The 24,494-nt window shown below is 54.3% G+C and carries 21 protein-coding genes; 10 read left to right on the plus strand and 11 right to left on the minus strand.

Annotated features, from left to right (window positions below):
- The first annotated feature begins 101 nt into the window (after positions 1 to 101).
- The 5 genes from ABD796_RS01985 to ABD796_RS02005 all read left to right on the plus strand — a co-directional run bounded on the left by ABD796_RS01985 (position 102) and on the right by ABD796_RS02005 (position 9,301).
- The gene (locus ABD796_RS01985; RefSeq protein WP_344902020.1) at positions 102 to 1,700 is read left to right on the plus strand and encodes a type 2 periplasmic-binding domain-containing protein; all 1,599 of its coding nucleotides are present in this window, start codon (positions 102 to 104) and stop codon (positions 1,698 to 1,700) included.
- A gap of 104 nt (positions 1,701 to 1,804) precedes the next feature.
- On the plus strand, positions 1,805 to 2,713 hold the full coding sequence (locus tag ABD796_RS01990; protein ID WP_344902023.1) for an ABC transporter permease: 909 nt from the start codon (positions 1,805 to 1,807) through the stop codon (positions 2,711 to 2,713).
- Between the two features lie 34 nt (positions 2,714 to 2,747).
- Positions 2,748 to 3,638 (plus strand): carbohydrate ABC transporter permease, encoded by an 891-nt coding sequence (locus ABD796_RS01995; RefSeq protein WP_344902027.1) that lies wholly within the window; start codon positions 2,748 to 2,750, stop codon positions 3,636 to 3,638.
- 72 nt (positions 3,639 to 3,710) lie between these two features.
- Positions 3,711 to 8,738 (plus strand): heparinase II/III domain-containing protein, encoded by a 5,028-nt coding sequence (locus ABD796_RS02000; protein WP_344902030.1) that lies wholly within the window; start codon positions 3,711 to 3,713, stop codon positions 8,736 to 8,738.
- A 110-nt stretch (positions 8,739 to 8,848) separates the two neighbouring features.
- A complete protein-coding gene (locus tag ABD796_RS02005; RefSeq protein WP_344902033.1) occupies positions 8,849 to 9,301 on the plus strand; it encodes a hypothetical protein in 453 nt (150 codons plus the stop codon).
- 453 nt (positions 9,302 to 9,754) lie between these two features.
- Here the strand turns inward: ABD796_RS02005 and ABD796_RS02010 are convergent, their stop codons facing one another.
- Positions 9,755 to 10,243 (minus strand): C40 family peptidase, encoded by a 489-nt coding sequence (locus tag ABD796_RS02010; RefSeq protein ID WP_379118242.1) that lies wholly within the window; start codon positions 10,241 to 10,243, stop codon positions 9,755 to 9,757.
- A 334-nt stretch (positions 10,244 to 10,577) separates the two neighbouring features.
- On the opposite strand from ABD796_RS02010, the gene uppS reads away from it, so the two are divergent.
- Positions 10,578 to 11,315 carry a polyprenyl diphosphate synthase gene (gene uppS / locus ABD796_RS02015; protein ID WP_344902036.1) on the plus strand — a complete coding sequence of 246 codons (738 nt, stop codon included), beginning with the start codon at positions 10,578 to 10,580 and terminating at the stop codon, positions 11,313 to 11,315.
- 91 nt (positions 11,316 to 11,406) lie between these two features.
- Here the strand turns inward: uppS and ABD796_RS02020 are convergent, their stop codons facing one another.
- From ABD796_RS02020 to ABD796_RS02060, 9 genes are all read right to left on the minus strand, one after another.
- Entirely contained in the window at positions 11,407 to 12,381 is a 975-nt protein-coding gene (locus ABD796_RS02020; RefSeq protein WP_344902039.1) for a GNAT family N-acetyltransferase, read from the minus strand.
- Positions 12,382 to 12,914: 533 nt separating this feature from the next.
- Entirely contained in the window at positions 12,915 to 13,244 is a 330-nt protein-coding gene (locus ABD796_RS02025; RefSeq protein ID WP_344902042.1) for a rhodanese-like domain-containing protein, read from the minus strand.
- Positions 13,245 to 13,263: 19 nt separating this feature from the next.
- The gene (locus ABD796_RS02030; RefSeq protein WP_344902045.1) at positions 13,264 to 13,545 is read right to left on the minus strand and encodes a YciI family protein; all 282 of its coding nucleotides are present in this window, start codon (positions 13,543 to 13,545) and stop codon (positions 13,264 to 13,266) included.
- Between the two features lie 58 nt (positions 13,546 to 13,603).
- Positions 13,604 to 14,971, minus strand: coding sequence for an LLM class flavin-dependent oxidoreductase (locus ABD796_RS02035; protein WP_344902048.1), 1,368 nt, complete (start codon positions 14,969 to 14,971; stop codon positions 13,604 to 13,606).
- Positions 14,968 to 16,362 (minus strand): LLM class flavin-dependent oxidoreductase, encoded by a 1,395-nt coding sequence (locus tag ABD796_RS02040; protein ID WP_344902051.1) that lies wholly within the window; start codon positions 16,360 to 16,362, stop codon positions 14,968 to 14,970. The genes ABD796_RS02035 and ABD796_RS02040 overlap by 4 nt, the downstream gene beginning before the upstream one ends.
- Before the next feature lie 58 nt (positions 16,363 to 16,420).
- Positions 16,421 to 17,473 carry an ABC transporter substrate-binding protein gene (locus tag ABD796_RS02045; protein WP_344902054.1) on the minus strand — a complete coding sequence of 351 codons (1,053 nt, stop codon included), beginning with the start codon at positions 17,471 to 17,473 and terminating at the stop codon, positions 16,421 to 16,423.
- A gap of 42 nt (positions 17,474 to 17,515) precedes the next feature.
- Entirely contained in the window at positions 17,516 to 18,304 is a 789-nt protein-coding gene (locus ABD796_RS02050; RefSeq protein WP_344902057.1) for an ABC transporter permease, read from the minus strand.
- Positions 18,294 to 19,136 carry an ABC transporter ATP-binding protein gene (locus tag ABD796_RS02055; RefSeq protein WP_344902060.1) on the minus strand — a complete coding sequence of 281 codons (843 nt, stop codon included), beginning with the start codon at positions 19,134 to 19,136 and terminating at the stop codon, positions 18,294 to 18,296. The genes ABD796_RS02050 and ABD796_RS02055 overlap by 11 nt, the downstream gene beginning before the upstream one ends.
- Before the next feature lie 257 nt (positions 19,137 to 19,393).
- Positions 19,394 to 20,038 carry a TetR family transcriptional regulator gene (locus ABD796_RS02060; RefSeq protein WP_344902063.1) on the minus strand — a complete coding sequence of 215 codons (645 nt, stop codon included), beginning with the start codon at positions 20,036 to 20,038 and terminating at the stop codon, positions 19,394 to 19,396.
- 186 nt (positions 20,039 to 20,224) lie between these two features.
- Here ABD796_RS02060 and ABD796_RS02065 point away from each other — a divergent pair, with 186 nt between their 5' ends.
- The 3 genes from ABD796_RS02065 (at position 20,225) to ABD796_RS02075 (ending at position 22,492) form a co-directional block, all read left to right on the plus strand.
- Positions 20,225 to 20,857, plus strand: coding sequence for a TetR/AcrR family transcriptional regulator (locus tag ABD796_RS02065; protein WP_344904155.1), 633 nt, complete (start codon positions 20,225 to 20,227; stop codon positions 20,855 to 20,857).
- Positions 20,858 to 20,872: 15 nt separating this feature from the next.
- Positions 20,873 to 21,382, plus strand: a complete 510-nt coding sequence (locus ABD796_RS02070; protein ID WP_344902066.1) for a DUF4188 domain-containing protein — start codon at positions 20,873 to 20,875, stop codon at positions 21,380 to 21,382.
- 93 nt (positions 21,383 to 21,475) lie between these two features.
- Positions 21,476 to 22,492, plus strand: coding sequence for a MerR family transcriptional regulator (locus ABD796_RS02075; RefSeq protein ID WP_344902069.1), 1,017 nt, complete (start codon positions 21,476 to 21,478; stop codon positions 22,490 to 22,492).
- On the opposite strand, the gene ABD796_RS02080 is transcribed toward ABD796_RS02075, so the two are convergent.
- Positions 22,477 to 23,049, minus strand: a complete 573-nt coding sequence (locus ABD796_RS02080; RefSeq protein ID WP_344904158.1) for a carcinine hydrolase/isopenicillin-N N-acyltransferase family protein — start codon at positions 23,047 to 23,049, stop codon at positions 22,477 to 22,479. The genes ABD796_RS02075 and ABD796_RS02080 overlap by 16 nt on opposite strands.
- 400 nt (positions 23,050 to 23,449) lie before the next feature.
- Between ABD796_RS02080 and ABD796_RS02085 the strand changes: the two genes are divergently transcribed.
- The gene (locus tag ABD796_RS02085) at positions 23,450 to 24,361 is read left to right on the plus strand and encodes an SDR family oxidoreductase (RefSeq protein WP_344904161.1); all 912 of its coding nucleotides are present in this window, start codon (positions 23,450 to 23,452) and stop codon (positions 24,359 to 24,361) included.
- Positions 24,362 to 24,494 lie beyond the last annotated feature (133 nt).

Consider the following 24,494-nt stretch of genomic DNA (forward strand, 5'->3'; position numbering starts at 1 on the left):
GAAGATAACTCACGAAGATACGCCGCTCAGGGAAAGGAGAGACGGATTGAGGCATGTTGCGGCGCGTGCGATGAACAGATGAACTCAAATGGGGGTGCCAAATGAATCAAACAAAGGCTGCAAAACTTGCAATCGCTTTCTTGCTTGGCTCTTCTTTAACATTAAGCGCATGTACCGGCTCGGGAACGAAGCAACCAGAGCAAACAGGCGAGTCGGCCAAGCCGAGCGCGACTGCCGGCGGTACTGAATCGCGGAAAGAAAAACTGACCCTGCAATGGTACGTGCCGGCCCCGCCGAATACGAATTTGCCGGCACCGGACAAAGATTTCGTGAAGCAAACGATCGACAAGAAGTTCAACGTCGATTTGAAACTGGAATACGTCAGCCACGAATATATCAACAAAATCAATACGCTGCTCGCCTCCAACCCTCCGGACATGTGGCGGGACGCGAACGGGGATGGCGGGCTGAAGTATGCTGCGGACGGCCTTCTTGCCGACATGACGCCCTTCCTGTCAACGGCCGCGATGCCGAACTATTTTAAATATTGGATCAACGAAAACGAATTGAAAAACTATCAGTTCCAGAACCAGTTTGTCCGCGCGCCGATTCCGTTCTCCAAAAAAGTGTACAGAAGCTATTATATCCGTAAAGACTGGCTGGACACGCTCGGTCTCGGCATTCCGGCCAACTACGCGGAGTACGTGAACGTATTGCGGCAGTTCCGCCATAACGATCCGGACCGGAACGGCAAAAAGGACACGTACGGCTATACGACAGCCGTTGGCGGGGATGGCATCGGCTTGGATTGGCCCGAATATATCAAGAACGGTCTAACCTTCCCTTTCTTTATTGAAAACAACCGGATGGTCGATATGCAAACCGATGCAAAGGTTGAACAGGTATTGAGCGACATTGCGAAGGTCATCGAGGAGGATTTGATCGACCCGGACTGGTTTTTAAATAAAGGAAGCCAAGGAATCGAGAAAGCGATTCAAGGCAAAATCGGCGTTATGTTCGATACCTTCCGCAATTTTGCGCTCGACAGCAATGTTCAAGGAATTCAAGCCCGTACCAGGCAGCTCAACCCGAAAGCGGAATGGGTCCCGTTCACGATGTTTCCGGTTCAACCGCTGGCTACGCAGCCGCTGCCGGGCGTGCCGTTCCTGTTCTCCAAGAAGGTTGCGGACAGCAATCCCGAAAAGGTGAAGCGGAGCCTCGAAATTTTGGATTGGATGAGCGGAGAGGAAGGCTTCCTGCTGACACATTTCGGACAGGAGAACAAGCATTACACTCGCGACGGCAAGACGATCAAGCTGAATATCGAAGCGATGGCGAACGATATTACGAAGCAAGGCGATTTCCTGAAAATCTGGAGCTTCTTTACTCCGGAAACGCCGGACGTATTCGGCTTAACGGTATTGGATCCGAATGAAACCGAGCATGACAGGCAAGTACTCAAGTTTTTGGACGCTTTGCCGGTCAGGGAAAATATAGGCTCCTCCGTCCTTCCGCCTCAAGGCTTTGACTTGGGAGCGTTCCGCAAGAGGCAGCGGGAGCTGCAGGCCAAAGCGGTGCTTGAGGAGAAATCGGGCCAAAACTGGCCGAAGTACCGGGGAGAACTGATGACCAAATATAAGGGAACCGAATTGTACCAGGAATACGAAAACCAGTTGAAAGCTAAAGGCATGATCAAATAATAAAGGGTTGAACGGGACCCCGCAAAGCGCTCAGCTTTGCGGGAAACGCCCCGAGATGCCTGCAAGTTCTCTTCATCCTGCGGAAGGAGCGATTCTTTCATACCATGCAACCTTCATTGGCAAAAAGCGTCATACGCAGCCGGTGGTTCTACGCCATGATGGCGCCCGGCCTTCTTTACTATTTCATTTTTCATTATGTTCCCATGGGCGGCCTCCTGATCGCCTTTCAGAACTACAATTTGCTTAAAGGCATATGGGGAAGCCCCTGGGTCGGGCTGGACAATTTCCGAACGATATTCGCTTCCCCGGATTTCCCGATTATTATGAAAAACACGCTCGTCATCAGCTTGTACCGCATCATGTTCAATATGCTGCCTGACGTCATGTTGGCTTTGATGCTAAACGAAGTACGGGTGAAGTGGTTCAAACGGACGGTGCAAACGATTACGTACGGCCCTTATTTCCTTTCCTGGGTCATCGTTTACGGCTTGACCTTCTCTTTCTTGGCCCCCGATGCGGGACTGATAAGCACGTGGTTCCGCGATATGGGCTGGGGATCCGTTCAAGTATTGACAGACAAAGAATGGTTTCGCCCGCTCTTGATCCTGACGGACATTTGGAAGAACACGGGTTTCGGGGCGATTATTTATTTGGCCGCGCTGGCAACCATCAATCCCGATTTGTACGAAGCGGCGGTGGTAGACGGCGCCGGGCGCTGGCGGCAGCTTTGGCATATTACGCTTCCCGGCATCCGCGACGTTTTCTTTCTGATGCTCATCCTGCGGATCGGGCACATCATGGATGCAGGCTTCGACCAGGTCTATATCTTCCTGAATGCGCGCGTGTATGAAACCGGAGATATTCTCGATACGTGGGTATTCCGCAGGGGACTTGAAAACCTCGAATTCAGCGTGGCCACCGCAACCGGATTTTTCAAATCGTTCGTCGGCCTTATTCTGGTGCTTGGCGCCAATAAATTAGCCAAAAAGTTCGGCAGCTCAGGCATTTGGTAAAACGACAAACAATAGGGACAAGGAGGCCGCAAACGTGTCATACGTTCTAAAAAAATCAAAGGCGGATTCGGCGGTCGATACGCTGCTTTATGCCATTCTGGTCATGTTCGCTCTAGCGACGTTGTTTCCGCTGTATTACGTATTCGTCGTTTCCGTCACGCCATTTGCGGAGCTGATGCGCAACGGCGGGTTCGTCATCGTGCCCGCTCAGGTTACGTTCGATGCTTACAAGGAAATTTTCTCGAGCTCGCGTATCCCGAGAGCGCTTCAGGTAACGGTGACCATTACGCTTCTGGGTACATTTATGAATTTAGTGGTGACGACGCTGCTCGCTTATCCGCTTTCCAAAAAGTTCGTGCCGGGACGCAGTTTTTTTCTATTGGCCGTCGTCTTTACGATGCTTTTTAGCGGCGGGCTCATCCCCAGCTATCTTGTCATTCGCGGCATCGGCCTTTATAACACGATCTGGGCACTCGTCGTGCCGGGGATGGTTTCAGCCTTTAACTTGTTAATCATGAAAACCTATTTTGAAAGTCTTCCGGCGGAGCTGGAGGACGCGGCCAAGGTTGACGGCTGCGGGGATGTCAGCACGCTAGCGCGGATCGTCCTTCCGCTATCCATGCCGATCATGGCTACGCTTGGCCTGTTTTACGGAGTGACTCACTGGAATGAATATTTCAAAGGCATCATGTACATCTCCGACCGCAGCCTTTATCCGATGCAGGTTCTGCTTCGGAATATGATCCAGACCCCCAACGTCAGTCAGGAGCTGATGATCACGAATACACTGCAAGCCGCCCAACTGCCGCCGGAAACGATTAAGATGGCTACCGTCGTCGTCGCCATTGTGCCGATCCTTCTCGTCTATCCGTTCCTGCAAAAATATTTTATTAAAGGCATGCTGATCGGCGCGGTCAAGGGATAGATCCAGAGAGAGAAAATGTGCGGACGGGAGCCGCCGAAACCATACGATCTTGATATTGGGACAGGTGAGATCGTGGAAAAACGCGTACAACACATCCTCGTGAAGCATGTAGCGTTGTTAATGGCTCTATTGCTAAGCATACCCGTTTTTGGGGCGTATCCGGTCGGCAGAGCGCACGCGGAAGCGTCTTCGGATCCGTGGCCGGATTTGCCGAATGCGAACTTTGAAGTTACATCCGGGGGACTGCCGAGCTCATGGTCCTTACTTGGCGGATCGGCGGAATCGTCCTCCGAACAAGCGCATGGCGGTTCATTAAGCGTCAAATTAATCGATTCGACCCGGCTGCGAAGCGATAAAATGCCGGTACCTCCGGGGACCGATTATGAGGCTGCCGTATTTTCTTATAATACGCAGGGCGTATCGGAGCTGTATGTGGAGTTTTGGACAGCCGACAACCGGCTGATCAAGGTGGCCAACGCAGCCAATGTCAAATTGAACGAATGGAACCGAATCAAGATTAGCGGAACGACCCCAAGCGATACGAGCTATGTGACTCTGCGTTTTCATCTGGGTGGCGGAAATATAGGCATCTCCTATTTTGACGACGCCTCGTTCGTACCGGTTTACAATCAAATATTCGCAAAGCTGAACAACGGAAACATGGAACAGACGATCGGCGGACTGCCGCAATATTGGAGCGTGATATCGGGCGCTGTGGAAACTTCAAGCGAGCAGGCCCGTTCCGGCGTTTCCAGCATGAAGATTACCGACACCAGCAGCACGCTGGCGGCGGGCGCGCGCAGCAACAAAATATCGGTCGCCCCCGGCCAAAAGGTCGAGGCGAGCGTCTACTCCTATAACGCGCAAGGAATGTCGGAACTGTACTTGGAATTTTGGGATGCCGGCGGCAGGCTGGGGAAAATCATTATCGGCTCGAACCTCACGCTGAATAAGTGGACCCCCATGCAGGTGAGTACCCTTGTTCCCGAGGATGCGGCGTATGCAACCGTGCGTTTTCATCTGCATTCCGGCAATGTCGGCACGGCCTATTTCGATGACGCCGCCTTTCGGATAATTCCGGACACGCCGAGCATGAATCTGCTTAACGGCTCCTTCGAAACGGCTTCCGGCGGATTGCCGAAATACTGGAGCAAAATCGGCGGAACGGTCGAAACTTCCGATAATCCGGTGTATGCAGGCTCCCACAGCATAAGAATAGCGAAAACGGGCTCCACACAAGAGGCCGGCGCCCGCAGCCGTATCCTTTCCGTTACGGCCGACACGTATTACGAAGCAAAAGCGCGCAGCTTCGCGGTTGACGGCGCAGCCGAGCTGAGGCTTGAATTTTGGGATGCCGATATGATCCCGCTCGGCAGCGCAGCTGTGCAGGGAACCATACCCGGAGCATGGGAGGCATTGACGGTGAGCGGAAAATCCCCGGCTGAGGCCGTTTACGCCAGCGTGAGACTTGGCATAAGCGGGAATGCGCCCGGCTCTGCCACGTTTGATGAAGCGGAATTTAGACGGGTAGACCCCGTGAAGAGCAGCAAGACGAGATCGACCTACTATACGCCCGACAAAACGGCAGCGGCAAGATACAATGTCGAAACTTACGGGTGGGCGAAAAATCAGCGAAATATTGCCGTATCGAATGCGGATAAATACGTGGCCAAGGGGCTGGATTTCCTGTGGAATGCCGTTCCGGGAAACACCTTGCCGCGCAGCTACGGCGTGAATCAGGTGCTTGGTAGCCCGATTACAGGCAAGGAAATCGACAAGTTCGGGAACTATCCGTACAAAGCGGACCCGCTTCAGAGACCGTGGAAAATTGTCGACCCGAGCAGCGGCTACATCTTTCCGACGAATGATTTCGGAGCCTATTACCGCAGCGGCCTGGATGAGCATGGCGTTTTTCAGCCTGAGCTCGCCGACCGCAGCCTGCTCGTCAATACGCTGTATCCGGAGAAGGGTCCGGACTGGGGCGTAGATGACGGTTTCGGCTGGGTGGATGAAACCGGCAACCGCTATACCTTCATCGCCTACTATGTGCATTGGTTTTCCTGGCTGGGTACGGGGCTTGTGGACAATGCTCTGGCTTCGCTCCGGGATGCTTACCTCTATACGGGAGATGTGAAATACGCCCGGGCAGGTACGGTTCTGCTCGACCGTGTCGCCGACCTTTATCCCGAGTTGGACATAGCGGCTTTCGACCGGTCGATATTCCTGAATTCCGACGGGGGAAGACGGCTTGGGAAAGCGGTAGGCAGCATCTGGGAGACAACGCTCGTGAAAACGCTCGTCAGCGCATACGATGCATTCTACCCGGCCATGGACGATCCGGAAACCGTTGCCTATCTGGATGCGAAAGCCTTGGAATACAAACTGACTAATCGCAAAAACTCCGGAGCGGCGATCCGCGGCAATATAGAGAACGGCATTATCCGGCAAATTTACCCGGCCGTCAAGAAAGCTCAAATATGGGGCAACGACGGCACCCATCAAAGCGCGCTTGCGATGGCTGCGGTCGTGTACGACACGTTGCCCGATACGAAAGAGTGGCTTGATTTCGTGTTCCAAACGGGCGGCCTCGAATTGAATCCGTACCGGGTTACGGGGGGCAATATTCTGAATACGCTCATTTCCACCGTCGATCGTGACGGAAACGGCAATGAGTCGGCCCCTTTGTACAACGAGCTATGGCTCCAGGGTCACCGCCTTACGGCGGAAGTCCTGGACGGCTATGACTTGTATCCGGGCGTCGATTTATACGAGAATCCCAAGTTCCGTAAAATGTTTTCCGGCGTCTATCCGCTAATTCTAAGCGAGAACTATACGGCCAACGTAGGCGACTCCGGCAGTACCGGCAATCCGGGGATGATCGTCAAGCTGCCCGACATGATCAAGGCTTTCGACAAGTTCGGCGATCCGATCTTTGCGCAGATGGCTTATTTTCTGAACGGCAATTTGGCCGACGGTCTTCATGAAGATGTGTTTACCGCCCAGCCGGAAGGGATTGCTCAAAGGATTCGTAACGTAATTCAGGAATACGGTCCTCTGAATCTAACAAGCGAAAGCTTAACCGGATACGGGTTCACGGCTTTGCGTGACGGAGTCAATGCTAATAACAGTTACGGTAACAAATACAGCTTCCCTTGGATGGAAGTAGTCGATAAAAACGTCAACTTCACGCTGTTCCCGGCATCCGGAACCCTTCAACTGGAGGCGCTCGAGCCCGGCGCGGTCATTACGTTTCAATTCGAAGTGCCGAAGACGGACGAATACGATGTGGAGCTTTTGCCGTTCAGAGCCCCGACTTATGGAATCTATCGGATTTCGATCGACGGCCAGCCTATCGAGGAATTGGATTTCTTCGGTTCCAACAACGATCAGTATGAGCTGTTGGGCCGATTCCCGCTGAAGGCGGGGACTCATCAAATTTCCTTTCAAGGCATCGGCAAAAATACGGCCTCCGGCAATTACAAAATGGGCGTCCGCATGCTCAGGCTGCTCGACGAACACGCCAGAGCCATTCGCGACAATAGTAGTACGGACGAAAGCACGCTTCGCGACTTCTGGATGTACTACGGGATCAATACAGGGCATGGGCACCGGGATACTCTCCATTTGGGCGTACATGCGTTCGATCTCGACTTGTCGCCGGATCTCGGCTATCCCGAATTCGCCGACGGACGCGATATGCATCGGGCTCAATGGGTCATCAATACGATCAGCCATAACACCGTCGTCGTCGATCAGCGAAAGCAAGGAGGCCAGACAGTCGCAGAGCTGAAGCATTTTGACGATACGGATATGGTGAAGCTGATCGATGTGGAGGCACCCGACGTATACCCGCAGACAGAGCTCTATAAGCGGACGACCGCCATGATCAAGGTGGATGATTCGAATTCGTATGCGGTCGATTTCTTTCGGGTCAAAGGCGGAAGCGACCATCATTTCAGTTTTCACGGAGCAGAAGGAAATGTTACTGCGGAAGGGCTGCAGCTTGTGGAGCAGCCGACTGGCACTTACGCGGGAGCGAATGTCGAATACGGCCAGCGGGTGGATGATGTGGAAGGCTCCGCTTATATGGGAAGCGGCTTTCATTACCTGAAGAACGTATCGCGTGACCAGAATCCGGGCAGCCAGTACAGTCTCGACTGGAAAGTAACGGATACTTGGAAGGTGCATCAAACGCCTGAGGACATCCATCTTCGATTGACGATGCTCGGGGATGTCGACGATGTAGCGCTTGCCGACGGGGTTCCCCCGCAGAACAAGCCGGGCAATCCGCAATCACTGCGCTACATGGTGGCTCACCGCGCCGGTATGAACCTGAGCAGCTTGTTTACATCCGTTATCGAGCCCTACAAAGACAACCGCTACATTGCATCGATCGTGGCGGTTCCGGTCAAAGTCGGAACAATTACCGTCTCGGACGAGGAAGCGAAGGCGGTCAAGGTTACACTGACGAATGGCCGGTTCGACTATATCGTGCAAGCTCAGAATTCCGGCATCCTTTACACCATTGACGATAAGCTCCGGTTCCAAGGGTTTATGGGCGTTTACTCGGAGCAGAACGGTGCGAAGCTCTACAGCTATGTGCACGACGGCTCGTTTATCGAACCTGTGCAAGGAACGGCAAGCGGAACAGCCGGAGCGGCGGCCGGTACGCTCGTCGATTTTACCAAGACATTATCCGTACAGAACGAGATTGTGGTCCAGATGAATTCGCCGGAGGTTCCGGCAGTTGGGCTAATCGGCAAAACGATCATGGTCGATAATGGCGGAAATCGTAACACGGCATACCGGGTTCGAAACGCAACCGATCTCGGCGGCGGACGTTATAAGCTGGATATCGGCGACGTTACGTTAATTCGGGCATATGCCGATCCGAGTGATTTCAGCCAAGGGTTCGTCTACGATGTTGCCGAAGGGATGCCGTTTCGAATTCCGCTGACCCAGATCGGATACGGGCTGGCAACGGCCGCGACTGTAACGGGGACGGGGCAAAACGGATGGTATAATGGTCCGGTTACGGTCCAGTTGTCCGTATATGGAGACCCGCGCTACTTGCAAGCAACCACGTTCAGTTTGGATTAGGGGCGTCTTGGACTCCCTATTCCTCCCCCGTCGAGCTAAGGGAGAGCGGCGAGCATACGCTGCTGTTCCGGTCTTCGGATATAGCGGGCAACGTTGAGGAAGCCAAGCGGTTGACGCTGCCGATCGATGTCGAAGCGCCAACCATCGGGATTGTGGGGGCGGGTACGTACACGATAGACCAGATCGTGAGAATTACATGCACGGCCTCAGATTCCGTATCCGGCGTTACATACGGTACCTGCGCATCCCCGCTTGTCGACACTCCGGCATACTTGCTGGGGCCGGGCACCTTTATTGCGGCGGCGCACGCAGAAGATATCGCAGGCAACGTAAGCAGCGCCGAGGCCGAGTATACAGTCGAAATCACCTTGGAAAGCCTATTCAAGCTATTGCGCCAATGGATCACGGGTCCGGGCTCCGAAGGGATACTTAACTCGTTCCGACATAACCTGCTTAACGGAAATATGGATGCCTTAACGCAGGAGGTACACGCGCAAAAAGGCAATAAGCTGCGGGAGGATCAAGCAGACAAACTGCTCGCTTGGATCGAAGCACTAAAGTAATCGGATTCCATCAGGTCCTCCACAACGATTCGTGCATCTTTTCCTGTTCCGCGAATCGTAGCCGAGGGAAAATGAATGTTGCCAACAATGCTGCGCAATAGTAAACAAGCTGGCTCTTACTTATACGGAGCTAGCTTGTTCACTTTTTTTGCTACTTAATCATTTGTCGATTGCAGTATCCAGAGCGAGCTCTCCCAGGCGGCAGCTTCGTCGATTCGGCTCTGAACTGGATAAGCAAGAGGGAAGGAACCCGGAAATCTCCAATGAACTAAGTACCAAATTTATGTCCTCTGCTTTTATAGGCATCATGGAAAATGGTGGGTTGAGAAGGGGATGCCGCACCCTCCTGGATTCATGGCTGCCCAGCTAGAGAAGCTGTTTTGAGAGAAGCAGGCCCGAAACCGTGACCGGATTCGGGCTCACTCCTCGGGATGCTTCACACCAAACGCAAGCTTAGAGCACGCGGCGAGCCGTAGCGTAACGTTTGCTCCAGGATCCGGAATTCAGATCGGAAATCGTCACGCCAGGTTTACCGTACGTGTGCATAATTTTGCCGTTTCCGATATAAACGGCTACGTGATGAATAGGCGAGTAGAAGAAAACAAGATCTCCCGGCTGCAATTGACTGCGCGGCACGAACGTTCCGACTTTGGACTGCTGCTTGGACGAGCGCGGAATCGAGACTCCGTTTTGCTTAAAAATATATTGGGTAAACGAAGAGCAGTCGAAGGAGCTCGTATTGCCCGTTTTGGCGCCGAACTTGTAAGGAACGCCCATAAATTGTTTGCCCGTGTTAATGATCCGGTTGGCAACGGAAGAAGACGAGGCCGTAACGGACGCGGCTTGGGTGGAACCGGAAGCAAGAAATAGGCTGCCCGAGAAGAAAAGTGTCAGACTCATACCGACTACAGCTAACGTTTTGGTAAGATGCGTAAATTTCATATCGGCCTCCTTGATGTGTAGGGTGGGTGATCACCTGAATCCACCTTAACACAAGGGAAACCGCCTAAATTTTGGAGTGAACCCGCCAACCATCGGGTACGCTTGACTAATTACGGCTAGATGAAAAATCAATTAGAAATAAATGAGAGATTCTCATTGACTTGAACTATGATTTTGCTTACAATGGAATATTTCTTGTCGCGATCGTAGAAGGAAGGAACCTACATCAAAGTGTCGAACATAAGAGTTATTCCATTTTTTCACTTGAACAGTCGCGACTCTCCAAACGAGCCACAGAAATGGTTTTAGAGCCGCCGGTGAAAGGGGCAGTGTCATGGTTTTTCCATTTCATAATTCTCTAAAAGCGAGCAGAATCAAGGCGAAAATCGACCGGGATACGGCGTATCCCAAGCATATCGCGATCATGATGGACGGGAACGGAAGATGGGCGTTAAGAAGAGGCCTGCCTCGTACGGCAGGGCATTACGCGGGTATGAAAACGATGGAAAACACGATAAGGATTTGCAAAAAAAATGATGTGAAGATCTTAACCCTTTACGCTTTTTCCACTGAAAACTGGAAAAGACCAAAAGCCGAAGTCGAATATATTATCGGCTTAATTCATGAATTCATAGCCGAAGATACTTTGCACGAAATGAATCGAAACCGTATCAGAATCAACTTTATCGGCGACCTATCCAGATTCTCTACAGAAACGCAAAACCTCATGAGAAACGCAGCAGCACTAACGAAATCCAATTCAGATATGGTCGTTAATTTCGCTGTTAACTACGGCGGGCGCGAAGAGATTGTGCAAGCGATCAAGGGTTACTTGAAGGAAGGTTCGGTCGAGCTTTCCGAAGAAGAGTTTGAACGTTACCTGTATACTTCCGAATGCCCGCCTCCCGACCTTATCATAAGGACAAGCGGCGAAAAGCGATTAAGCGGCTTTTTGTTGTGGCAATCTGCCCATGCGGAGCTCTGGTTTACTTCTGAAATGTGGCCCAGCTTCAATGAGTATTTACTTTATAAAGCCATTCATGAGTATCAATGCCGTAAACGACGAGTGTAAGGGAGTCTTCATTCGCGACAGAAGGACTGCGACAGCCGGCAGCATCCGGTCTGTCCCAGCCCTCTCGGAGCGTCGGCTCGCCTTCATGCGCTCACCGGAGCGCCCGCACCATCTTGTAACTTCCCGGCTCCGCCCGAAACCCGATTCGATCGCGGTTGATGTGCAGCATTGGACCATTCATGGAATCGTTGTGCGTTCTCAAATACGGGGCGCCGCAATCGCGGGCCGTCTTCACCCCAAGCATTTTCAGTGCAAGCGCAATATGGCGGCCGCGGTATTCCCGGAGTACGCCGGTGTATTCCTGATACATCGCCTGCGTCTGCTCGTTCCGCTGCAAGGTGACTACGCCGACGTAACGATCGCCGTCCTTGGCGATATGGATCCATTCCGGGCGCACTCCGTCTTGATCAAGGTTCCACTTTTTCCATTCCTCGAACCAAGGAAAGTCCCCGACGTAGCCCGGTATATCGGGATTCGTGACCTTGTACAGCTCATACAAGTTTCGTTCGCTCGCTTCCCCCGGTTCTTCCGCCAACGTAATGAAACGGATTCCTGCCCGCTCCGCCCCCAGGATAGAATCGTCCAGCGCACCGCTATCGAACGAAGCCAAGTCCAGAACGGATTCGAACGTGTGCCGTTCCTTGACGTAGCCACGGCGTTCGGCAAATGCTAGCGATCTGTCGTCCGTCTCCCGGATAAAATCGATCAACCGCGAGGCTTTGACCTCCCGCGCCCAGAGCTGAAGCGCATTATACAAAGCACCGCCTACCCCGCTTCCCCGATGTTCCGGATGAACGACAACGGTATGGATTAAGGTCCCGGGCTCCGTCCATGGCGCGCGCCAAGCGATTGCGTAAGCGATCACCTGTCCGTGCTCGTTTTCCGCTACCCATTTGGGACGATCCCATCCCGTCAGCTCGTCCGCTTCATCGTAGTTCAGCTTGCCCGGAGGAATTTTATCCTCTTCTTCCTTCAGCCGTTCAGCCGTTGTCGGCTCCGACCAAATCGTATTGAGCAGCGGCGCTACCGCCGCGTAATCGTCCGGCTGCCGCATCTTTCGAATCATAAACGTTGACACCTGTCCACCCGCCTTGTTCAAATAAGCTTTCGTAGACAGTATCCCATCGCCGGGCGGATAATGAAAGGTAACATCTGGATATATTAAAACATTCTACGAATAGCCCATAGAATGATCAAAACGATAGGGGGACTTGTTCGGAATGACTTGGAGCATGCAAAGGGTGTCGACCCTCAAACCGCAGCTTTGGTGATGTGCGGCAAATACGATGCCCAGTGTCCGCCGATATTCTCCGAGGAAATTCACCGTCTAACACCGGGCTCGAAGCTGCATCTATTTGAGGACAGCAATCACTCCCCGCACCTCGAAGAACCGGAAAGCTTCCGGGATTCCCTTAAAGCGTTCTTACAGTGAACTAAAAGATTGTAAGCTCGACAGTTCAATTGATAGCGATACGCTTGGACAAGCGGGGCCATACCGAATAAGGCTTTTCCGCGAGTGCACCCGCACCCGGGAAAGCCTCTGGATCGTTATGTTCATGAACCCTGCTGCCCGTCACCGGCAAAGAGCTTCGCCTTATGCTAGACGACGGGCCGCTCCTGCTCGGGCAGCTGCTGCGCCCATTCGCGCATGCCTCCGGTCAGGTTTACCTGCTTCGAATATCCCTGATCCGCCAGAAACTCGCAGGCTTTCAAACTGCGGTTGCCGCCGCGGCAGACGACGATCAGCTCCCGGTCTTTCGGCAATTCGCCGAAACGGTCGGGCAGATCGCCTAACCGGATATGGACCGCTCCCGGTATGATGCCTCCAGCCACCTCGTCGTCCTCGCGAACGTCGACGATGAACGGCTTCTCCCCCGCTTCCAGCCTGACCTTCAGGTCGGCCGGGGCAATCGTTTGAATCAAGCTCATAGGTCGGCTCCCTCCGCTTCTACCGAATCGTGACGCTGGACGACCATTTGGCATCCCATTCAAACAGCTCGTAGCTTCTTACTCCGTGCTCGACGAACGGGTCCCGCTCGACGAGCTGACGCACGGCTTCCAGGTCTTCGTCCCGGAACAGCACGATTCCACCCCAGCCTTCCAGCAGCCGACCATTGCCCAGCACAACGCCTTGCTCCCGCAAGCCGGACAAATAATCGATGTGCGCTTGGAGATGCTCCTGCGCTTTATCTTGATTTAGGTTTCTCAAAAATACGGCAAATATTCTCATGGCACGGTTAGCCTCCTTCTCGGATCGTTTTGCCGCAAAGCCGCGGTTTCACGACGCCTTATTTTCCAATTTCCACACTTGCCCCGGGATGATCCGGCAGCAAGCGGGGGCCTTGCCCGAACAATTTGTCCCGGTAAGTGCCTTCGGCGTACTCCGACTGGACGAGCCCCCGCCGCTGCAATTCCGGAACGACCAGATCGACGAAATCGCTTATCGTACCCGGCTGCACGATCTGCCCGACGCTAAAGCCGTCGACCCCGGTTTCATCCACGAACCGCTCCATCTCCTCTGCGATCTGCTGCGGGGTGCCGATGGACAAGGAGCTGGTGCCGAACGCGCAAAAATTGGCCAGCTCCGTCTCCGTCCAAGAACGTCCCGGCTCCGCCGCTTCCGCCTCGACCATCGCTCCGCGCGTATCGAACTTGCGGACGAATTCCTTCAGCTTGTCCTTGCCGGCCTTGGCGAAATCGATGCCCGACCAAGCTCCAAACAAAGCCAGGATGCCTTCGGTGCTGGAATAGCGCAAGTAGCTCTCGTATTTGCTTTGCGCCTCGGTTTGCGTCTTGGCGACGATCGGCGTCAGCTTGGGGTAGAAGAGAATCCGGCTCGGATCGCGCCCGTAACGCTCGGCCCGCGAACGAATATCCCGGACGATCGCGCGGGTCGCTTCCACTGTCGGCGTATTAATGTAGATGCTCTCCGCATGCTTGGCCGCGAACTCGCGGCCGCGATCGGAATTGCCCGCTTGGAACAGCACCGGTGTCCGCTGCGGCGAAGGCTCGCCGAGATGAATGCCGGGAACGCGGTAATGCTTGCCCTCGTGCCGAATATCGTGAACCTTCGACGGATCGACGTACACGCCGTTTTCACGGTCCATCACGACCGCATCGTCCTCCCAACTGCGCTGCCACAGCTTGTACACCACGTCCATATATTCGTCGGCCCGGTTATACCGCTCCACCTTGTCGATCTGCTCGTCCAGGCCGAAATTGAGCGCGGCGCTCTCCAGAGCGGAGGTGACGATATTCCAGCCGATCCGGCCCTTCGTCAGATGATCGAGCGTCGTCAGCTTGCGTGCGAGCGCATAAGGATGCTCGTATGTCGTCGAGTACGTCACCGCAAAGCCTAGATGCTTTGTGACCGCAGCCATCGCGGGTATCAAATACCCCGGATCGTTCAGCGGAATTTGAATCGCCTGGCGCAGGGCGGCGTCTCGCTTGCCCTCGTACACGTCCGGCACTCCGAGCATATCCGCAAGGAACAAAGCGTCGAAATGCCCGCGCTCCAACGTTTTCGCCAATTCCGTCCAGTAACGAAGACTCGTATATTCGCTGCCGCGATCGTCCGGATGCGCCCACATGCCCGGGGCGGGGGCGACGCCGTTGATCGTAATCGCGTTCAAATAAATGCGTTTGCGCTTGCTCATGATGTTCGAATCTCCTCCCATGTGATGCGCGAGCCTGGGTGCTCCGGCGGCAGACGGTCCCCTTGCCCGAACAGCTTGTTGCGGAAAGTCCCCTGCTCATATTCGGTCTGCATCCGTCCGCGGCGCTGAAGCTCGGGCACCACCTTGTCGATAAATTCCTCGAACGTCCCCGGACGCGTAATGTAGGCGATATTGAAGCCGTCCACTCCCGTGTTGTCCATAAACTGCTCCAGCTTATCGGCAATTTGCGCCGGCGTGCCGACCACCAGGGAACCGACTCCCCCGAAGGCGAAAAACTTCGCCAGCTCCTCGATGCGCCACTCCTTGTCCGGCTCGTTGCGGGCGAAAAACTCCAGCAAATAATTCGTTCCGCTGCGCTTCTCCCCGTTCTGGATAAATTCGAGCAGCTCTTGCGCCCCGAACTTGGAAAAGTCGGTGCCGATCCAAACGGACAAAAGGGACAGCGCGCCTTCCGGGCTCGAATAAGCCAAGTAGCTTTGCAGCTTCTCGAGCGCTTCCTCCTCCGTATCCCCGATGACGGGATTGAGCTTCGGAAAGAACAGCACGTCTTCCGGGTTGCGCCCGTAGCGGGCCGCGCGCTCGCGAATATCTCCTACGAGAAACTTCGTTTCTTCCTCGGTCATCGCGTTGAGGAAAATGCACTCCGCATGCTTGGCGGCGAACTCCCTTCCCCGGTTGGAGGAGCCGGCCTGGAACAGCACGGGCGTCCGCTGAAGCGACGGCTCGCACAAATGGATGCCCGGAACCCGGAAATAGTTCCCTTCATGGCCGATGTCGTGAACCTTGTCCGGGTTCGCATACACGCGCTTGTCCCTATCCTTCTCGACCGAATCGTCTTCCCAGCTTTGCTGCCACAGCTTGTAGACGACATCCAGATACTCGTCTCCGCGGTCGTATCTTTCGTCGTGCTCCAGCTGCCGGTCCAGACCGAAATTGCGGGCCGCGCTTTCCAGATTGGACATGACCATATTCCAGCCGATCCGGCCGTCGGTCAGGTGATCCAGCGTCGACATTTTGCGGGCCAAGGCATAAGGATGCTCGTAGGATAACGACGCCGTCAGGGCAAAACCGAGGTGCTCGGTAACGGCCGCCATCGCCGGAATCGCAAAAGACGGATCGTTGGTCGGCGTATACATCCCTTCCCGCAGGGCAGTGTCCCGGCTTCCGCGATAAACGTCGTACGTGCCCAGGATGTCGGCGAAGAAGACCGAATCGAACCGTCCCCGCTCCAGCAGCTTCGCCAGCTCGATCCAGTAATCCAAATCCTTGTAACGGTCCACCTTGTTGTTCGGGTATCTCCATAGTCCCGCATTGTCCTGAACGGGATTGGCCATCTCGACCGCATTCAGACGCATTCTTTTCCTGCTCATCGCCGTCTCCTATCCAGCGTCCCGCGCCGTCGACGGGCGAGACGCTCCGCGTTGTCGCTTATTTAGGCAAGTAATCGGTCTTAAACACTTGATTCACGTCGACGTCTTTCTTCAAGACACCGGACTTGCGCAGCTGCTCGTGCAGCTGAACCCAGCGCTCCTTGCTCATGTACCCGTAGCCGTATTTGGCCGCGTCGCCGCCGAAGATGAATTCTTTCAGCGCGTTGCCGGAATAGTTGAGCTCCTCCATGTTGGCGTCCTGCATGTTCGCCGCCAGCGCTTTATTCGCCTCGCCGACGTTATCCTTGAAATAGTTCCAGCCTTTGGCGCTCGCCTTCAGATAAGCCTTCACCACCTCAGGGTGTTCCTTCAAATAAGCTTCGGTCGTAAAAATAATGGTGTAGTATGGCGAATAGCCGGAATCGGAGACGAGCAGATGGTCCACCTCGACGTTCTGCTTCTTGAACGTAAAGATGTCGCTGGTCAAATAGCCTTGAATAACCGCATCCTTATCGTTCATGAAATTCGCGAACTGGCCGTTGTACTGCAGCTCCTTCACTTTGTCGAGCTTGTACGTTTCTTTCAAATAAGTCCAGTAGGGAGCGGTCAGCGCAACTTGCACCGAGCGTCCGTTGAGATCGTTGAAGCTTTTGATGTTGGCGCCTTTGTGGAAAAAGAGCGCGTTCGGCGCATTTTGCAGCGTAGCCGCGAGACCCACGATCGGAATCCCTTGCTCGCGGGCGAGCAGCAGAGTGTCGGCGCTCCCTACGCCAAAATTCGCTTTGCCCGAAGCGACGATCTGCACGGCGGATACTTGCGGGCCGCCCGGTTCGATCGTAACATCCAGATTTTCATCCTTGTAGAAGCCTTTCGCTTGGGCAGCGTAGAAGCCCGTATGCGTAGCTCCCGGAAACCAGTCGAGCACCTGGGTTACCTTTGTAAGCTGAGCCGGTTTATCCGGCGACGCGCTCGGCGCAGGCGCAGAAGCGGGAGTTTTGACCTCCGGCGAGGAGCTGCCGGTGTTTCCTTTGCCGCAAGCGGCCAGCAGTTGGGAGAGCAGCACAAGCAAGCCGACCATCACGATCGTTTTACGCGAAAATGTATTCAACACGGGTCATTCCTCCATAGCATGCACGCGGCATATTGATTTTTTTTACTTCTCCGCCTTCATTTCCGATTCGTGCCACGAACCGAGAAGACGCTTGGACAACAGGTTGACGATCAGAAAAAAGACGATGCCGAGCACGGAGGCCGCCAGTCCGCAGGCAAACAGGTACGGGGTTTGCAGCCGGGCAGCCGCGAACGTGATGGCGAAGCCGAGTCCTCCCCGTCCGCCGCCGATGCCGGCGACATATTCGCCGACGATCGCCCCGATCACCGACAACGTGCACGAAATTTTCAAGCCGGCCACGATATAAGGCAGCGCGGCCGGAATGCGCAGCGACCGCATCGTCTGCCAGCGGGAGGCGGAATACAAATAAAACAAATTTTTCAAGCCTTGATCGGTCGAATTGAGCCCGATTAGCGTATTGGACAAAATAGGAAAGAAGCAGACGAGAAAAGAGATGCAGACGATCGCGTTTATGCCCGAGCCGAACCAGATGACGATAAGCGGCGCGATGGCGACGATCGGGACGGTTTGCAAAATGATCGCGTACGGATACACGCTCTTCTCGATCGGCTTCGACAATGCGAGCACGATAGCGCCCGTCACGCCGACGACGATGCTGAGCAGGAAGCCGAGCAGCGACTCGAGCGCCGTCGTGGCCGCCGATTCCAGCAGCGCGGGACCGTTATCGATCGCGGCGGCCACTACATCGGTCGGTTTGGGAAACAAGTAGGCGGGCGTTCCGAGCAAAGCGAGGCCGAACTGCCAAAGGCCCACAACGATGATAAAAGCGATAACCGGAGGCAAAATCGTCCCCTTCCGTTTAAGCACCATTGCGCGACAACCTCCCGCCCGGGCCGTGCAACGCCGCCGATACTTGCCGGACGTAATCGCCGAACTCCGGCGATGCCCGAAACTCCTCTTCCCGCGGGTAAGCGAACGGCACATCGATAAGCTGCGCCACTTTCCCCGGGCTGGACGTCATGACCGCAATCCGGGTGGATAAATAGACCGCCTCGAATACGTTATGCGTGACGAACAGCACCGTCATGTCCCGCTCGCGCTGCCAGATGGCCAGCAGCTCCTCCTGCAGCGTCTGGCGGGTCATCTCGTCCAGAGCTCCGAAGGGCTCGTCCATCAGCAGCAGCTTGGGCTTGGCGACAAGCGCGCGGGCAATCGACGCCCTCATCTTCATGCCGCCCGACAGCTGGCGGGGCAGCGCCTTGGCATAGTCCCCGAGACCGACCAGCTCGAGCGCCTGAATCCCTTCCTGCTGTCTGCGCTTTGCGGGTAAGCCCGCAAGCTTCAAAGGAAGCGTAACGTTATCGAGGATGCTGCTCCACGGCATTAACGTCGCCTCCTGAAACACGAAAGCGACCTGATTGCTTGTTCTTGCCTGCAGGGATGTTCCGCCCAACACTTCGATGCCGCCTTCGCTTGGAGGCGTCAGGCCGGCAATCATGCGGAACACCGTCGACTTCCCGCAGCCGGATGGACCTACGAAGGAGATGAACTCCCCTTGGCGAATGTCCAGGCTTACGTCTCCAACTGCCGTTTTGCCGTTTTCATACCTTTTGCTCACTTCCGACAGCTTGACGACAACCGGCGGAGACGCCGGATCCAGCCGATCGGATACGCCGGGCGACTGCCCGTCTGGAACGCTCAAGTCAGACACTCTCCTTCGCAGGGAAATACACCCTCAGTCGATATTCATACTATTTCGCTATGAATATATGACATTAGAATAAGAGATAGCCTGGATTGTTGTCAACAGAAAAATTAAACGTATGTTTGTTTTTGTAAATATATGTTATTAATTCCGTAAAAAGCGCATGAAAAAGAAGCGCCAACGAAAAACGACGGCGGCTTTGAGGAAGATGACAGCTTGCGGAACCGGAGCGGAACTATTCGCCGGATTTTGGTTCAATTGCTTGGGGAAGGGGATTGGAGAGCGGAAGGTTCGTATACGGCGTTTGGTTGTACGCCTAATCCTTGCAATACGTAAGCCGTCAAATCTCTCAATAGCTCCTCGTAGGACGGCTGGCCCTCTTCGGTTGCGATCGGGGCAATCTGGCCGCGGCTGGAATGGGCAAAGATCGAAGCCATCACGAACAGCAGAATCGTATCGAGCGATTCGAACCGAAACACGCCGGCCGCTCGCCCCCGCTGGAGAACGTTCTGGATTTTGGCATACATCGGCAAAACATGTCGCTGCACGATTTCATAACGCGCAGTTCGCAAATTCATTTCATGGCGGAGAATGCTAATAATTTCGGGGTCCTTGAGACGAAAGTCGATCATATCCCGTATAAGCACCCGAAGCTGCTCGGCCGGCTCGGCTGATTCGGACTGCCCCATTCGGTCAACCCGGTCGAGCGGCATGAACGTCTCGAATAACGCTTCGAAAATTTGATCTTTTCCCCCAAAGTAATAAGAAATCATAGCCAAGTTCGTACCGGCCTGCTTGCTGATTTCCCGGACGCTCGTCCCATCGTATCCTTGCTTGGCGAACAGCTTCTTCGCCGTCACCAAAATGCGCAATCTCGCATCCATCAACGTCATATTCATGTCCAAGCTCCTTAATGCATGCCCGCGAATCGGGACGGACGACTTTTCGTTTACTATAACACATCGGAACGGTTGCAAACTACTAGTACAAAGTCTGTCCTTAAACTGTTACTTTATCTTGACAAAGTAAATTTACATGAGTTAATTTATTTATTGAAGTCAATGTTCTAGGAGGCATCTTCTATTATTTATGCAGACCTTCCCTTGCGGGAACTGAAAAAAGCACGAAACAAAGTGGCCTTGTACGAAGCGGCGTTGTCCTTGTTGGGAGAAGGCATGTTCCGGGACGTACTGCTCGACGATATTTGCCGCAAGGCGGAAGTGTCCCGGGTCACGTTCTTCAAGTTTTTTCAAACAAAAGATGACCTGCTCGTTTACTTTATGCGGGTATGGCTGACGGAGCGGATGATCGAGATCGAAGCGGAGCGGATGCGGGGGTTCTCGGCAGTCCGGCATCTGCTGCATAAAGTGGCGGAACAGTCCGCAGCCTATCCCGGTATTATTCCGAGCCTGATCGCTTTCCTGGCGGAAAGGAACATGCATCCCCGCATGCCCGAGCTGAGTCAAGCGGAGGTTCGGCTGCTGTTTCCCGGCCACGAGGAGCTGGGGGCCCGGACTCCGAATATGTTCGAGCTGTTTCAGCGGTGCATGACGGAGGCGGAAGCCGATGGCAGGCTAAGGGCAGATATTTCGGTAGAGCTGGCCGTGAAGGGGCTGTTTACGGTTTTTTACGGAGCGTTCTTGACCGCCCAGTTGTACGCCACCACCGAAATTGCCGCCGTTTACGAAGCCCATCTTGCCTTATTGGAAAAGAAATAAAGGAGCGATGCGAGCATGAGCAAAGTAATGCCCGGCCGATATACGGCGCAGTTGGATGGACCGTTCGTAGTATTCGTGATCGGAATGCGGATCAACCGCTTGTGGGCGGTACACAAATGGCTGCCGGTGTTTAAGGCAATGGGTCCGATGCTTCAGGAGCTGTACCGCAACCCGCAGCTGGGATTCCTGGAAGCCAGCTACCATCTATCGTGGCGCGGGGTAACCCTTATTCAGTATTGGAAATCGTTCGAGCAGTTGGAGGAATACGCGCGAAAGGGCGCAACCCATCTGAAAGCTTGGCGCGATTTCAACCAGAAAGTCGGAACAAGCGGCACCGTCGGGATTTACCATGAAACGTATTTGATCCAGGAAGGGCAGTACGAATCCGTGTACAACAACATGCCGGTTTATGGCCTGGCCAAGGCGGGCGCTCACGTTCCGGCTACCGGACAACGGGAAACCGCAAGCAGAAGGCTCGGCCGAAATAACGACCCCGCCGTTCCGACGCCGCCCGATCCGAGGTAACCCTGTTGAAGACACGGGCTGTCGCCTCAAAATTCCACTTGTCTTCGACTGAACTCTAACATGTATGATGTTAGAAAACGAAGGGAATGTCAAATGGACAATCGTTATACGATAAGGCAGCTGTCGCAGTTCACCGGGATAAGTTTGCACACACTGCGTTATTACGAGAAGGAGGGAATTCTGCAAGAAATCGGACGGCTGCGTAACGGGCACCGTATTTATGAGGAACGGGACCTGGCTTGGTTACAGCTTGTTGCGCGCCTGCGCAAAACCGGCATGTCGATTAGTCATATGAAACAACTGGCCGAATGGAGAATACGGGGGGCGGGCACCTTATCGGATCGCCGGAGCATACTCGAACAGCATCGCGAAAAGCTGCAGCGTCATATTGCGGAAATGCAGGACAATCTTGCAGCCTTAAATCGTGAAATCGAGTTAAACCAGGCTTTGGACGATGACAATAGCGATATTTTGCGAGCGTATTACGCGCAGCGGGCAGCTCATTATGAACGAGTTTACTTTCGCGATGACCCTGTTCGCCAAAAGGAGCTGCTGGCTATCGAAAACGATCTGAGCCGTGCTCTAACCGGCAAGCAAGTGCTGGAAATTGCCTGCGGTACGGGATACTGGACACAAAAAGCCGCAAGAACGGCCCATATAACCGGGATCGACGCTTCCCCGGAAGCGTTAAAGATCGCTATGCATAAGGGGCTAGGGCCGGAACAAGCGACCTTTCTCGATGGCGATGCCTATACGCTTCAAGCAGTCCCCGGTACGTTTAACGCTGCCCTTGCCATGTTCTGGTTCTCGCATGTCCCCAAATCGCAAATTTTGAGTTTCTTGAACGGTTTGCATCAACGGATTGAAGCAAGGGCAGTTGTATATATGGCCGACAATGTACTGAACCCCGGGATTGGCGGCGAGCTTCTCGTCAAACCGGGTAAAGCCGATACTTACAAACGACGTGAACTACCCGATGGCAGCAAACACGAAATTCTCAAAAACTACTATACTCCAAAAGAACTTCGCGACATTTTCGAACCATTCTCAACTGAACTGAATATCACGGTTGGCGATTGCTACTGGTGGCTGTCCTATCGGGTAAAGTAACCTTTGAAGGCGCCCTTTTTTTTCTGCATGGCCCATGCCAGTCGCGTATCCTCGGCGTACTTCACTCTGCTTGGGTTTCCTTCCGCCCTGAACAGAGTTAGATCGTTCAGCCGAACGATAAACGACCATAAGCTATCGAAATTCATTTCCTTCTTGTACTGACAGGCGAAGCCAAGCTTGCCGGATAAAATGCGCTTGGCCAGCTCGATGGCATCGCAGCCGTGCCCGGACATGCGCAAAACGCGCAGAGCGGTTTCGTATCGCGTTTCGGAGAAAAACCAGTTTCCTTCCGGTCTTCCGTCGTAGACCAGCATGGAGGGCTCCGTAAAATGGTTCGAGGTGATGACAAACCGCTCCCCCTCCTTCGGAGTCCGGACCGCCATCCGCTCCGAGCAGCATTCGACGACGGCCATATCCCCGTGCTTGTCCGCCATCATGATGTTTTGAGACGCACCGATCGGCAAGCTGCGCAGCTGCCCGATCGCCTCCTGAACGCTCGAACGTGCACCGGAGTCCTTCGGACATCCCCCGGATCTCTTCGACGATCGGCGGATAATGCGCCTGCACGACGGCCAGCGACCGGAGACCGAACGCCTCCTGCCCCGGAGTCAATTGAATAATCGCCTCAATCGGATGCCGCCAATAAGGATAAAAACTTGGTTAAGGTTATCTGGGAAAGAGCGAATGGACAAGCTCACGTAGCTACCCTAACATTGAATGAAAAGAAGAAATGGAATCTGGTATCTGCGGAAGATATTTAAAAATGGAAGAAACGTTCGGAGAGACCGTTTGCGCTGAAGAAAACTCGCGATCTATCGGCCAATTGGAACCGCTGCGACCTGCTCGGACGTCACTATTGAATTCAAAACAAGATATCGATGCATGCGTGCAATATGACACTCCTTGTCTTGTTTATGCCTTACGATAGAGACATATCCGGGAAAGGGGTAAACAATGATGAAACCTTTGGAAGGAAAAGTAGCTTTGGTCGCAGGCGCTACACGCGGGGCCGGTCGGGGGATCGCTATCGAGCTCGGAGCGGCGGGTGCGACCGTGTACGTAACCGGCCGGTCCACACGGACCCAGCGCTCCGACTACAATCGTCCGGAAACGATTGAAGAAACGGCAGCGCTTGTAAACGAGGCAGGCGGCACAGGCATCGCGGTTCAAGTGGATCATCTTATTCCCCACCAGGTCCAAGCCCTCCTTGCGCGCATCGAGAACGAACAAGGGAAACTGGACGTGCTCGTCAACGATATATGGGGAGCAGAGCATTTGATCGAATGGAATGTGCCGGTGTGGGAGCATTCGCTGGAAGGCGGACTTCGCATGCTTCGGCTTGCGATCGACACCCATATCATAACGAGCCATTATGCACTGCCCTTGCTGATCCGCGGCAACAGCGGACTGGTGGTGGAGATGACGGACGGGACGGCGGCTTACAACGACAAGCACTACCGGCTGTCGCTATTTTACGATTTGGCGAAAACGTCGGTGATTCGCATGGCCCAATCTCTGTCCCGCGAGCTGCGGCCGCACGGATGCACGGCCGTCTCCGTTACGCCGGGCTGGATGCGCTCGGAGATCATGCTCGAAACCTTTGGCGTTCGGGAAGACAATTGGCGCGACGCGTTGGCGAAGGAGCCGCACTTCGTCATCTCGGAAACGCCGCGTTTTGTAGGACGTGCCGTGGCTGCCTTGGCCGGGGACCCCAAGGTTTCCCGCTGGAACGGTCTGTCGCTATCGAGCGGAGAGCTTGCGCAACAATACGGCTTCGATGATCTGGACGGCTCGCGGCCCGACGCCTGGCGGTATATGGCCGAAGTGCAGGATGCGGGCAAGCCCGCGGACGCTGCCGGTTATCGGTAAGCTTGCCGAAACGCTGAAGGCCGTGCAGATCGACTCTCCGGGCGATCGAGAGCCGTATGTGCGCCGGTTAATGGAACGCGGGCTGACGCTTGAGGAGCGAATACTTTGTATGAATGCGAATTGCATTTGTACG

The organism is Paenibacillus hodogayensis, assembly GCF_039536325.1.
Classification (GTDB): Bacteria; Bacillota; Bacilli; order Paenibacillales; family NBRC-103111; genus Paenibacillus_AB; species Paenibacillus_AB hodogayensis.